Origin of the sequence: Chitinophaga filiformis (assembly GCF_023100805.1) — a bacterium.
GTDB lineage: Bacteria > Bacteroidota > Bacteroidia > Chitinophagales > Chitinophagaceae > Chitinophaga > Chitinophaga filiformis_B.
The window spans coordinates 7400022-7412342 of the sequence record NZ_CP095855.1 but is presented as its reverse complement, the minus strand read 5'-3'; the positions used below and the strand labels follow the sequence as shown (position 1 = coordinate 7412342).

Annotated in this window: 10 protein-coding genes; 7 read left to right on the top strand and 3 right to left on the bottom strand. The window is 46.8% G+C overall.

What is annotated here, in order from left to right; genetic code table 11:
• Positions 1-41: 41 nt before the first annotated feature.
• Together yidC and MYF79_RS28970 are read left to right on the top strand one after the other, a co-directional pair.
• Positions 42-1895 carry a membrane protein insertase YidC gene (gene yidC / locus MYF79_RS28975; protein ID WP_247811345.1) on the top strand — a complete coding sequence of 618 codons (1854 nt, stop codon included), beginning with the start codon at positions 42-44 and terminating at the stop codon, positions 1893-1895.
• A gap of 92 nt (positions 1896-1987) precedes the next feature.
• Positions 1988-2935 carry a M20/M25/M40 family metallo-hydrolase gene (locus MYF79_RS28970; protein ID WP_247811344.1) on the top strand — a complete coding sequence of 316 codons (948 nt, stop codon included), beginning with the start codon at positions 1988-1990 and terminating at the stop codon, positions 2933-2935.
• 79 nt (positions 2936-3014) lie between these two features.
• On the opposite strand, the gene MYF79_RS28965 is transcribed toward MYF79_RS28970, so the two are convergent.
• Both MYF79_RS28965 and MYF79_RS28960 read right to left on the bottom strand, forming a co-directional pair.
• Positions 3015-5402 carry a transglycosylase domain-containing protein gene (locus MYF79_RS28965; protein ID WP_247811343.1) on the bottom strand — a complete coding sequence of 796 codons (2388 nt, stop codon included), beginning with the start codon at positions 5400-5402 and terminating at the stop codon, positions 3015-3017.
• A gap of 204 nt (positions 5403-5606) precedes the next feature.
• Positions 5607-8624 carry a tetratricopeptide repeat protein gene (locus MYF79_RS28960; protein WP_247811342.1) on the bottom strand — a complete coding sequence of 1006 codons (3018 nt, stop codon included), beginning with the start codon at positions 8622-8624 and terminating at the stop codon, positions 5607-5609.
• 271 nt (positions 8625-8895) lie between these two features.
• On the opposite strand from MYF79_RS28960, the gene MYF79_RS28955 reads away from it, so the two are divergent.
• The 5 genes from MYF79_RS28955 to MYF79_RS28940 all read left to right on the top strand — a co-directional run bounded on the left by MYF79_RS28955 (position 8896) and on the right by MYF79_RS28940 (position 11146).
• Complete coding sequence (locus MYF79_RS28955) at positions 8896-9300, top strand: hypothetical protein (protein ID WP_149693187.1); 405 nt, start codon at positions 8896-8898, stop codon at positions 9298-9300.
• 194 nt (positions 9301-9494) lie between these two features.
• Complete coding sequence (locus MYF79_RS28950; RefSeq protein WP_247811341.1) at positions 9495-9947, top strand: polymer-forming cytoskeletal protein; 453 nt, start codon at positions 9495-9497, stop codon at positions 9945-9947.
• Complete coding sequence (locus tag MYF79_RS32555; protein WP_410688331.1) at positions 9904-10140, top strand: AtpZ/AtpI family protein; 237 nt, start codon at positions 9904-9906, stop codon at positions 10138-10140. The genes MYF79_RS28950 and MYF79_RS32555 overlap by 44 nt, the downstream gene beginning before the upstream one ends.
• Positions 10133-10519, top strand: a complete 387-nt coding sequence (locus tag MYF79_RS28945) for a hypothetical protein (RefSeq protein WP_247811340.1) — start codon at positions 10133-10135, stop codon at positions 10517-10519. The genes MYF79_RS32555 and MYF79_RS28945 overlap by 8 nt, the downstream gene beginning before the upstream one ends.
• 6 nt (positions 10520-10525) lie before the next feature.
• Positions 10526-11146 (top strand): SprT-like domain-containing protein, encoded by a 621-nt coding sequence (locus MYF79_RS28940; RefSeq protein WP_247811339.1) that lies wholly within the window; start codon positions 10526-10528, stop codon positions 11144-11146.
• A 26-nt stretch (positions 11147-11172) separates the two neighbouring features.
• On the opposite strand, the gene MYF79_RS28935 is transcribed toward MYF79_RS28940, so the two are convergent.
• A complete protein-coding gene (locus MYF79_RS28935; protein WP_247811338.1) occupies positions 11173-12186 on the bottom strand; it encodes a DUF4407 domain-containing protein in 1014 nt (337 codons plus the stop codon).
• Positions 12187-12321: the final 135 nt, after the last annotated feature.

Sequence of the window (12321 nt, the reverse complement as noted above, 5' to 3'; positions counted from 1 at the left end):
GCTTTTACTTACCTTTGCTGCCTAAATTTTAATTGAATTTCATGGACAGAAACTCAGTCATTGGCTTTGTACTACTGGGAGTGTTGTTTGTTGGTTACATTTTCTTTAACCAGAAACAACAGGTTGCCGCAAAAAGAGAGAAGGACCGCCAGGATTCCATAGCTAATCTTAACAAGCCCAAACCTGTTGATACCGCCACCTACACGACCGGGGGTGTACCCGATTCCAGCAAACTTGCCGGCACATATGGTACCTTCGCAGGTGCTGCCAATGGCACTCAGCAGGCTGCCGTACTGGAGAATAAAGTGCTGAAAATCACCTTCTCCAACCATGGTGGACAGCCTTCACAGGTACAGCTGAAACAATTCAAGGACTTCCAGGGTAAACCTTTATTGCTCGTAAACGGCTCTTTCAATCGTATTTCCCTGCAGGTTCCTGCCAATAACAATACTTTATTAAATACTTCAGACCTGTACTTTACCGGTGGTAATGTACAACAGCTGGCAGATGGCAGCCAGGCCATTACCTACCGCCTGTCTACCTCCAACCCCGGCCAGTACCTGGAGTATGTATATACTTTGAAACAGGATGGTTATGCCATGGATTTCGATATCCGTGCTATCGGCCTGGAAAATGTGCTGCCTGCCGGTCAGAAAACCCTAACCCTGCAATGGGATTCCCAGAATGACAAGCAGGAAAAAGACATGCAGAACGAGCGTCTGAACAACCAGGTACATTACCGGAATACAGACGGCAAACATGACTATTTCACCCTCGAACGTACCAGCCACCAGAAGTTGGATTCCAAGCTGGAATGGTTCAGTGTGAAACAGCAGTTCTTCAACACGACCTTTATAGCCAGAAATGATGCCCGTTTTGCCGGCGCGGAAGTGAACACAAAAGTGCCTGAAAGCGGTAATATCGTAGGACAGACATTCGCAAGCATCGAACTTCCATACAACCGTGCACATGATTTTACTTTCCCGATAGAGATTTACTACGGTCCTAACCACTATAAGACCCTGAAATCTTTCGATATCGGTCTGGAAAGCATCATTCCACTGGGCTCCGGTATCTTCGCTTTCGTTAAGTATGTGAACAAATGGGTGATCATCCCTGTGTTTAACTTCCTGAGCGGATTTATCGGTAACTACGGTATCATTATCATTCTGCTTACCCTGTTCATCCGCCTGCTGATAGCGCCTTTCACTTACCAGAGCTACGTATCTCAGGCTAAAATGAAAGTGCTCAAACCGGAAATTGATGAGCTGAAGGCAAAATATGCTGATGATCAGCAGACATTCGGTATGGAGCAGATGAAGTTATTCAAGAGCGCCGGTGTAAACCCATTGGGTGGTTGTTTACCAGCACTGATGCAGCTGCCTATCCTGGTGGCGATGTACAGCTTCTTCCCTTCTTCTATCGAGCTGAGACAGGAAAGCTTCCTGTGGGCGAAAGACCTTTCTGCCTACGATTCCATCCTGGACCTGCCGTTCACTATTCCATTCTACGGTAATCACGTGAGCTTGTTCACGCTGCTGATGACCGCTACGAGCCTGATGCTGGCGTTCAATAACCGTGGTATGGCAGATCAGAGCAATCCGGTAATGAAATATATGCCGTATGTATTCCCTGTCATGCTGTTGGGGATCTTCAACCGCCTGGCATCAGCGCTGACCTTCTATTACTTCCTGTCTAACGTGATCAGTATCGGTCTGCAGTGGGCGATCCAGAAGTTCTTCGTGAATCATGATAAGATCCACGCACAAATCCAGGAGAATAAAAAGAAACCGGCCAGCAAATCAAAATGGCAGGAGAAGCTGGAAGATATGCAGAAACGCCAGGCAGATATGCAGAAGCGTCAGCAGGACATTCAGCAACGTAAAAAGCAATAGTATCCGATCTTTTTAACATAGTATATTAGCAGAAGGCTTCCCACAATGGAAGCCTTCTGTATTTTCAGGATTCATGCATTTAATCTGACCTTATGAAATATCTATTGTTTCTGGCAATAGCCGCAACTGTTCATTCTTCTTCTTACGCACAGGATTACCAACCATCTGCCAGCCGGATACAAAAGACGGTGGGCTATCTGGCCTCCAACAAATTGAAAGGCCGGGGCACTAATGAAAAGGGGGGCCTTAAAGCCAGCAACTATGTAGCCAAACAATTTAAGCAGGCCGGATTGACGCCCGGCAATGGCGGCAGCTATTTTCAGGACTTTACTTTCGACAGAAAAGAGCACAAAAACCTGCACAGCAGAAATGTGATCGGTTTCCTGGACAACGGTGCTGCCAAAACGATCATTATCGGCGCTCACTACGATCACCTGGGTACTGCCGCATTATATGACGGGAAATACCCCGTGGGGCAAATTCACAATGGCGCTGACGACAATGCATCTGGTGTGGCAGGGCTGCTGGAACTGATGCGCTACTTTACAGGGAACGGGCAGAAAGAGCCGTTTAACTTCCTGTTCATTTCTTTTGGAGGAGAAGAGATGGGCCTGCAGGGATCAAAGTATTTTACGGCCAATCCCACCATTCCGCTAACCAATGTACATTTCATGCTGAATATGGATATGATAGGAAGGTACAATGAAGAACGGGGTATCGGTATAGGCGGTTATGCGACTGCGCAGGAATGGCCCGTAGTATTCAAAGATGCGCAGGAACCGGGCATCCACTATTTTACAGACGGATCGGGCAAAGGCGCTTCAGATCATCACAACTTCTTTATGCACCAGGTACCGGTGATCTTCCTGCATACCGGTCCGCATGACGATTATCACAAGCCTACAGATGATGTTGAGAAACTGAAAGCGAAAGAGGAAGCGCTGATCCTAAAACTGGCCGTTCAGCTGATCACTAATGCAATGAAATACCCTGAACTGCATTATGTAGGAGAGGAGAAAAAAGAGGAAGAAAAGAAATAGAGCGCTATCAACATGGATATAAATGAAAAGGCGTCCGGCTTTAAACCGGACGCCTTTTTTATTGTCTGTGTGTACTTACTTACTGTGGTTTGGTGGGTTGTGCGGGATAGGCTGCTTTAGGTGTGGTAGGAGCAGCAGGTTTATCCTTATTTTCCTTCTGCTTTTCCTTTTCTCTTTCTCTTGCAGCCTTATCTGCTTCAGCTTCTGCCTCGTTTACATCCATGATATAATCACTTGCATCTCCGTTACCCTGATCATCAGCTTCTGCAGGTGGTTTATAGTTCTCTTCGAAATTCTGATAGAATTCACTGTTGATAGATTGAGGGATGGCAAAGGTTGCCTTATCATCTATTTTCAGCGTTTTATCTGCATATAATTTCTGGAAGAAATAAGCCCAGATCGGGAGACCGGTATTTGCACCCTGACCGTTGGTGGTAGTGCTGAAGTGCAGGAAGTTGTTTTCACAACCTACCCAGGCGCCTGCCAGCAGCTGAGGAGTAAAGCCCAGGAACCAGCCATCTGTATTGTCGTTGGTAGTACCGGTCTTACCTGCTACTTCACTTTGGATGCCATAACGGAAACGCAGACGCGCGGATGTACCACCAGGACCAGTTACACCCTGCATCATTTTCACCATAGTGTAGGATTCATTCTCACTGATCACCTCACGTTTTTCAGGAGCCGTTGTCTGCAGGATATTGCCGTTCCTGTCTTCTATACGTGTGATGTAGATGGGTTTTGTAATAATACCACGGGCCGGGAACATGGTGTAGGCCTGCAACATTTCGTACAGCGAGATTTCCGGTGTACCCAGACAGATGGATGGATAGGGCGGAATATCAGCACTGAAACCGATCTTGTTTTTCGCAAAGTCGGCTACTGCCTGCGGACCTAATTGTTTGATCAGGTAAGCAGACACCAGGTTGAGGGATTTAGCCAGTGCCCCTGCCATGGAGATACTACCACCTACGCTACCTTCTGAGTTGCGGCTCAGCGTCCAGTTATATTTAGGGAATGATATCGGTTCGTTTGGCAACATTGTGTTGGGCGACATACCATTCATGATGGCAAAGCAATACAGGAATGGTTTAAATGTAGAACCTACCTGCCTGCGGGTTTTGGATACGTGGTCGTTCTTGAAATAGCGGAAATCCGGACCACCTACCCACGCCTTCACTTCACCGCTTTCAGGATCCATTGCCATAAAGCCGGCCTGTAAGATAGCTCTCATATATTTGATGGAGTCTATCGGTGTCATGATGGTATCCAGTTCATTCAGCTCAGGTTCTGTAAAGCTTTTCCAGGCAAACACCTTCATTTTCACCGGCGTATTGAAGGCTTTTTTGATCTGTTCGTCGGTGGCGTCTTCGTCTTTCATAGCCTTGTAACGATCAGATTCCTTCATATAACGGTCAACGTATGACTGCCAGTTCTTCCACACACTGCCGGATTTGATATTGGCCTGTGCCGTAAATACTTTCTGCAGATCTTTCAGGTGATGCGCTACTGCTTCCTCTGCATACAGCTGCATACGAGGGTTGATGGTAGTATAGATCTTCAAACCATCGCGGTAGAGATTATATTCAGAACCATCGGCTTTTTTATGGTTTTTACACCAGTCTTTCAGCTCGTCGCGCAATACTTCCCTGAAGTAAGGCGCCAGTCCTTTATTGTGATCTATCTTATTGTAACGCAGTACGATAGGCTTGCTTTTAGCTGCATTGGCCTCCGCTTCAGTAATGAAGTCGTTCTTCTGCATCAGCTCTATCACCGTATTACGGCGGTCCAGTGCAGCTTTTGGGTTACGGCGGGGATTATACAGATTCGTACCCTTCAGCATGGCAATCAGGGTAGCTGCTTCTTCAATGGACAGGTGGCCTGCATCTTTACTGAAGAAGGTCCGGGCGCCGTTTTCGATACCGTATACATTATCGCCGAAAGGCACTGTATTGAGATAAAGAGTAATGATCTCCTGTTTGGTAAAGTTACGCTCCAGTCTTACGGCTATCAGCCATTCCTGCATTTTCTGGAAGCCCCTTTTTATTATATTGGAGGCACGCTGTGTACCGGTATTGTCAGCCTGCAGGTTCAATGCCAGCTGTTGCGTGATGGTGCTGGAACCCCTTTTCTTGCCGACAGCCAGGTAGAAGGGGATGGCGATCGTTGCATAGGGGTCTATGCCTGAATGCTCATAAAACCTGACGTCTTCTGTGGCGATCAGGGCATTGATCACATTTTTGGAAATTTCGTTGTAATCAGAGCTCGACCTGTCCACCTGATAATATTTACCCAGGATGGTACCATCTTCGGCAATTACTTCAGATGCAAGGGCAGCCCTTGGATTTTCCAGGGTCTCCATAGATGGCATGCTGCCAATAATGCGGAAATTCACCAGGAGGATCAATAACAGGAAAAACCCAGTTATCGATAACACTGTGATCCACAATATTTTAACCGATTTTTTCATACTTGCTTTAAATGTTTGATTTGCGTGGCCGGGATCGCTCTCATGGCTTTTACTCAAGATATAGCAATTTACGGGCCTTATTACGCCGTGCTTATAACAGCGGGCAAAACTATTAAAAAAAACGGGTTGATGTCCCTCAAATATTGTTAAAAGACTGATTGATGTACCCCAACGAATTAGTATGTTTTTCTATCTTACTGTTTGTTACTGAGTAACGTAGTTGTCGTCAAAGAATTTTTTATACCCGTTGATGTCCTTGGTGCTGTTCATCTGGATAAAGTTATCCCTTGAAATGATGAACATGGAATAGTCTGACGGACGGATACGTGGAATTATCTTCTCAGCATCGATCCTGATCTCGTCAAAATAGTCCAGCGCCTTATCCTCGTTCGGGAAAAGCCTGAAAATGAGCATCACATCCTGCGGTGTCAGCACAAAGTTGGCTACCTGTATACCTTCGCCCGGATGTTTGGCCGCATTGTACTTGGTAAATTGTGTCAGTGCTTCATCCATAATGGCCTTTGAGACACGCTGGAAGGAGAGTACCACAAAATGCGGGTTTGCAGCATTCAGTTTATAAATGGTAACAGGTTTCAGCGGCGCGGGCAGTGGCGCCACCTTCAGACCGGCATTTGCTGCCAGTTTGATAGAGTCGGCTACCGCGGTTTTGATGGTCACAGAATCGAGTTTGGGTTCGAATTTCGGCTCCGGGTTCTGCCATGGATATCGGATGGAAATATTCTCGTCTACCACATTGTTATCTTTGCTCTTCTCGATTTCCAGCCTGGAGAGGTATACCACCAGGGCCGCACGGTTATCCAGCGCTTCCAGCAGTGATTTGGCTTTTTCCTGTACGGCGTCATCCTGTTTGTATTTGTCGATGACATTCATAACAGCCTGACGTCCAAATTCACAGGTATCCATTTTCATGATGATCATGGCTTCCAGGAGGTCGAATTTTGGCTGCATGAAGTTGAGCCCAAAGGTGGAATCGGCTGCTTTCTTCAATGCCATTGCACCTTCGAGGTTCCCCCTGTTATAATTTACATACACTGAGTCATAAGCAGTGGAGATCTCCTTTTTCTTTTCCTCGTTAATGTCCTGCAGGGAGCCATATTTAATAATGCTGGCAAATTTAGAGTTGCCGAACTGGGTCATTACATTTTGCTTGTATTTGGCCGCCTGCGCGGTATGTCCCAGTTTAGTATGCCAGATATACAGGGAGTAAACCACTTCTGTCTTATGTGGGTGTTGTGGATACCTGTTGAGCAGGGTATCGTAAGTCTCGATGGCCAGCTCCGTATTGTCCAGCTGATCGTTATAGAGTTTACCCAGGTCGTAATAGGCATCTTCGATGATCACGTTGGATTTCAGGAGATCATCCGGCGTCAGTGGCAGTCCTGCGGCCAGTGCATTTGCTGTAGCGCTGTCTGATGGGGCCTTGGTGGCTTCTGCGGCGCCGGCAGTGTTTTTATTATCATCTTCCGGCTGTAAAGGCTGGTTAGCAGCGGCTGCTCCGGACTGGCTTCTGCGCCAGTTATCGGCCAGCGGCCTGTTCCCCCAACGTTTCTTAAATTCAGAGAACCCGGACGATTTGCTGGCGGTGTTATAGAAATACCATTCACCCTGGTCTTCCTTCTTAGGAGTGGCGGGGCTGTTGTTCATATTGTTGATCAGCGGATTGTTGTTGGCCATAGCCTGTGGATCAACGCCGTTGTCGGCATCTTCCTTCTGCTTTTTTGCTTTTTCTTCTGCTTCCTTACGCAGGGTAGCGGCCATTTTTTCCAGGAAGATCTTCCTGTCAGATTCCGGCATAGCGGCAATCCGTTGTAAGCTGTCTTCCTTCTGGATGGCCTCCACGCGGATAACGACATCGTTGAGCACGCGTTTACGCTTGTTAACAATAGCAGAATCTGTGAATTCCGGCGGCATGACAGTCGCGGTACTATCATAGAAGTTCCGGGCCAGGCGATACTGGCGTTGCCCATAATAAATATCAGCTATTGCCTTGAATGACAAGGCTCTCTGCATGGTATTGGAGCTTTCCACCTTGAGCGACTGGCGCAGGTATTCCAGGGCCAGGTCTGGATCTTTAGGCAGCACGATGTTGGCCATATTATAATAAATGGCGTCGCGGAACTCAATGTATTTCTCCCTGCGGGCCATTCTTTTCAAGCGGGCCAGGCTTTCATCGAAGGAACCGCCTTCCCTGGTAGCATCCAGTTTTGCGATCTGCATACGGGCCTGGAAGTCCATCATCGGGTCCGGCTTCTGTTTGATCACTTTATGGAACATCATTACGGCGGAGTCCGGGTGGCTATAGTTGGTATACAGTTGTCCCAGTATATAGTACATGCGCGCCCGTTCATCGCGGTTCCCCTTGCTTTTAACAGCTATCTGCAAGGGTACGATCACTTCTGAAAAACGTTCCTGTTTGTACAGGGCGTAGGCTCTTACCTCGGCCAGTTCGCCCGTCAGCCTTTTAGGGAAATAGGGATCGTGTTCGACAATGTTCATCAGGGAGCGGGCCTGATCGAACTCTTTCATTTCCAGTAAGGTTTTGGCCTGCCATACAAAAGCATCGTTACGGGCATACGTGTGCTTGAAATAGCCGAAAGGCGGCTTTCTTTTCTCACGGGAAGCGATGCTGAGCTGGTCTTTTTCACTGGAACCTATCACCGTCTTATACTCGTCTTTCTTTTTGGGAGCAAATTTGGTATTGATGAACTGGAATGTACGGTTGGCCTTGTCCCATTCACCCTGGTAGAAGTAGGCCTGACCGATCACGAGGTAACTGTCGTCAATCCATTTGCTGCGCGGATCGCGGATCTGTATATTGATAGACGCCTTTTCGATAACGGTGTCCAGGTCGCCGGTGCTGAGGCCCAGGTTCTGAAGACTGTAAGGATAGAAAGGCAGCAGATAATTATAGTTGTCCTGCCCCTGACGGCTCACATTATGGGTAATGAGGCGGAGTTTCTTCCGGGCATTGTATAAATAGTTGTACCTGGCCAGCATGTTCTGCACCAGTTTCCGTTTAATGGTCCATTTTTTTTCTGCCAGTAATTCTGAGGGTGGGCGCCGGTCTTCCACACGTGGTTGTGGTACTTTCGGTACAAGCGGTTTTTGCATGGTGCGTGGAGGCATCCTGCTACTGTTGCTCTTGGACTGATTAGTAACCGTGGTATCCCTTCGCTGGGCGTAGACCCTGTTAACATTCATACAGCACAAAAACAAACTTACTAAACAGGTATATGGTAGATATATGCGAACTGATCTGTAATAATTCATGGATGCCAGGGTGTATAGGCTTACCTATATAACTTATATGTCAGGAAATTATTTTTAAAGATAGGATAATTTTTTTGAGGGCATGAAAGTGGTCAGCCGGAATAAAAATGGAGCTATCCTAATTTTTTAAATACGAAATAATATAAATGTTTAACTTTAGCCGGTTGATAATCAGAAAAATTATTCAAGTTTTATAGCGGCTATGGCTAATAAGCGTGATAGAAAAGGCAGAAATGTGGGGCGGATAGGGAACAGGTATCGCCTGGTGATTATGAATGACAATACCTACGAAGAGGTAACCTCGTTCAAATTATCCCGTATGAGTGTATATATTGCTTTGAGCACTTTGTTTGTGCTGTTGGTAACGATCACCGTTGCTACTGTGGTATTTACGCCATTGCGGTATTACATTCCCGGCTATGGCGACCTGAAGCAGCGGAGGGAGTTCATTCGTCTGAAAATGCGCACGGATTCCCTGGAGTCTGCCATCAATGCACGCGATAAATACCTGGAGAACATTAAACAGGTCATTAACGGAGATTTTTCTACCAGTAAACTGGATACCACCACCATTAAAGTTCCTAAAGTAGATAACAGCACTTATTAAGGGTTGATAAGGGGGCACAACATTATTTGAGACTGAAAAAATATACTGTCAGCAGATACGCAAAGGGTCCGAATCACCGTTAAGGGGGGATAATGTGGATAACTTCTTAAAAGAAGTGATTGTCAATATGTAGTAATATGTTAATAAATAATACTATCTTACATCACACTAAAAGCTGAAAAACCTAGAATCCTATGTTTAGCAACAACAATCGTAATGCCAGAAGCGAGAGCAAATCAGTAATGCCTACTTCCAACGTGAACATTATTGGCAGTGGAACCTCCATCCAGGGAGACATCGTGTGCGAAGGCGACATTCGCATTGACGGACAGGTGAATGGCCTGGTATCAACAAAAGCTAAAATTGTAGTAGGTCCTGAAGGGGAGATTATCGGTGACCTGGTATGTCAGAGTGCTGACATTCTGGGCAAAGTAACTGGTATTATCAAAGTTGAAGATCTGCTTTTCCTGAAAGGTAATGCACTGGTAAAAGGAGATCTGTACACAGCCCATTTTGAAATGGAGCCAACCGCGAAATTCAATGGTCGTTGCTACATGGAACCCGAAGAGGTGGCAGCTGCTAACGCAAACCTGAAAGAAAAGAATGGAAGACCCGTCTTCACAGAAGAAGCCACGGAAGAAGCCTGATAACAGGTTACTTTTAAAGTACACCGGGCTGGCTTTCCAGATGATGGCCACATTAGGCGTAGCGGTATTTGCTGGTTATAAAATAGACCAGCGGACGGGATGGTCGTTCCCCTTCTTTCTGATCATTTTGTCTTTATTAGCTTTAGTCTTAATTTTGCGCCAAATTATCAAAGATACCAGCAGGAATGAGTGACAGGTTTTACTTTAGAGTTATTGGCGTTTTCATTATTTTGAACGTTGCTTTATTATCATTAAAAGCCTGGTTGTTGGACAATGGAGCGCATCATAATGTGCTGCTCTTCGGCAACCTGGCTTTAGCTACAATCTCCGGCATCACCTACAACATGAGCCGCAAAGGGGTACAATCCGACAATAACAGCATCTTTATGCTAAGGGTATATGGCTCCATGATCAGCAGAATGATGTTATGCCTGGCCGGCATTACTATATATGCTGTAGCAAACAGGGCAAATACCAGCAGAATCACTATTTTTATATTGATGTTTTTCTATATCGTCTACGCGGTATGTGAGAACGTAAGTCTGCAAAAAATTACCAGAAAGAAAAATTAAAGATTCGTGAAGCAGGAGGCTCCTTTAAATGCATTAGCTGCATACCTGCCCGAAGGAACCTTCGAGCAGGTAATGGCCTACCTCACAGAATATAAGGTACACCTGACGGTGACCCGCGAACGGCAAAGCATCCTGGGTGACTACCGGCATCCCGACCGCAGGGGAGGGCACCGGATCAGCATCAATGGAAATCTTAACAAGTACGCTTTTCTGATCACGTTGCTGCACGAAATATCACACCTCACCACCTACATGCAGTATACCAATACGGTAGCCTCGCATGGGAAGGAGTGGAAGCAGCATTTTTCCAGCATCCTGAAGCAGTTCGTAGGCAAAGGTTATCTTCCACCGGATGTGGAAATGGCTTTACGGCAGAGTATTCAGAACCCGGCAGCCAGTTCCTGTGCGGATGATGATCTTATGCGTGTGCTGAAACGCTATGACAGGCAAAAGGAAAACCATTTCCTGGTAGAACAACTGGCGCCCAATCAGTTGTTCCGTACCAAAGACGGCCGTGTCTTCCGCCGGGGAGAACGTATACGTAAGCGTTACCGCTGTGAAGAGGTAGCGACGAAAAGAATGTATCTGTTTAGCCCCGTCTATGAAGTGGAATTAGTGGCGGCCTGACCAGAAAGGCCCTTTTAATTGGCTGCTTACGAATTAACAGCCGGTTGCCCGATCATCATGCGCTTATTATGCTCCCGTTCCCTCTTTTCTATTGTTTCCTTCCGGAAGATGATATAGGCATGCTCATGGGCTTCCAGCAGATCATCATATGGTCCGCGGGGAGAGATGAGTTTCACAAATACCGGCGCTGTTTCGATGGTAATGAACAGCAGCATAATGAACCAGTTCGCCCACCGTACAGGTACACTACGATCTGTCAGGTGACCCAATGCGTCCAGCCGGGATGCGAGGCCGTCGATGCTGGTGCGGTTCAGTCCACCTACCGTCGCTTTCTGGGTGGAATCAATTGACTGTAGCTCCTGCCTCTTTTGTGCGATGAGGGCGCCATTCTGATCTGTGATCCGCTTTAACATTGCCGCCGCGGTATCAGCATCCGCTTTTTTCGCTTTGTAGATAGGGCCCAGGTTCTGCCTGCGCGATCCGCCTGTTCCGTCAGCTTCCTGCTGGGCGATGATCTGCAGGGTGTCGAGTTTGGTCGCCTGGAGCTGGATGTCCGCATTCAATTGTGCGATCTCTGCGTTTAACACACCGATACGCTGCTGGAAGCGGTCTTTTACTTTGTCTTCCTGTGTTTTGAACACCTGTTGTTCCATGACGATCAGTTCCTGGTTGATCTCCTTCTCGAACACTTTCAGTTCCAGTGGTTTGGAGATGACAATGGCAATCAATACCGCCAGCACAAGCCTTGGTACGGCCATACCGAACTCGCTCCAGAAATTGTTGCGTTTCTTCATGCCAGACACGATGTAACGGTCCAGGTTAAAGATCATCAGGCCCCAGATGATCCCGAATACGGCAGCTCCCCAGGGAGAACTGAATACCGACCACAGGGCATACCCGCCGGAAAATGCTGCCAGCAACCCGGTGAAGAAGATAGTAGCGCCAATGCCGCCGTATTTATTGGTTTCTGATGGTGCCCGTCTCAGCATAGGCACATGTACCCCTGAGCAGAACAGGAAAAAGTCGCGGAAGCGCTTCATGATAATTGTACAATTTGATATATAGAATAAAAAGACACCCACAGGACGCAGGTATACAGTAAGGATGGATAATGAAGGTACGAATTTTTGCTGGCCCTGAACTAATTAAGTGATCAAAGGCGGGAAAAATGTGAT

Bases quoted from the DNA above. Each gene is read 5' to 3' on its own strand.
- yidC (WP_247811345.1), top strand. From the start codon at position 42: ATGGACAGAAACTCAGTCATTGGCTTTGTACTACTGGGAGTGTTGTTT.
- MYF79_RS28970 (WP_247811344.1), top strand. From the start codon at position 1,988: ATGAAATATCTATTGTTTCTGGCAATAGCCGCAACTGTTCATTCTTCT.
- MYF79_RS28965 (WP_247811343.1), bottom strand. From the start codon at position 5,402: ATGAAAAAATCGGTTAAAATATTGTGGATCACAGTGTTATCGATAACT.
- MYF79_RS28960 (WP_247811342.1), bottom strand. From the start codon at position 8,624: ATGAATGTTAACAGGGTCTACGCCCAGCGAAGGGATACCACGGTTACT.
- MYF79_RS28955 (WP_149693187.1), top strand. From the start codon at position 8,896: ATGGCTAATAAGCGTGATAGAAAAGGCAGAAATGTGGGGCGGATAGGG.
- MYF79_RS28950 (WP_247811341.1), top strand. From the start codon at position 9,495: ATGTTTAGCAACAACAATCGTAATGCCAGAAGCGAGAGCAAATCAGTA.
- MYF79_RS32555 (WP_410688331.1), top strand. From the start codon at position 9,904: ATGGAAGACCCGTCTTCACAGAAGAAGCCACGGAAGAAGCCTGATAAC.
- MYF79_RS28945 (WP_247811340.1), top strand. From the start codon at position 10,133: ATGAGTGACAGGTTTTACTTTAGAGTTATTGGCGTTTTCATTATTTTG.
- MYF79_RS28935 (WP_247811338.1), bottom strand. From the start codon at position 12,186: ATGAAGCGCTTCCGCGACTTTTTCCTGTTCTGCTCAGGGGTACATGTG.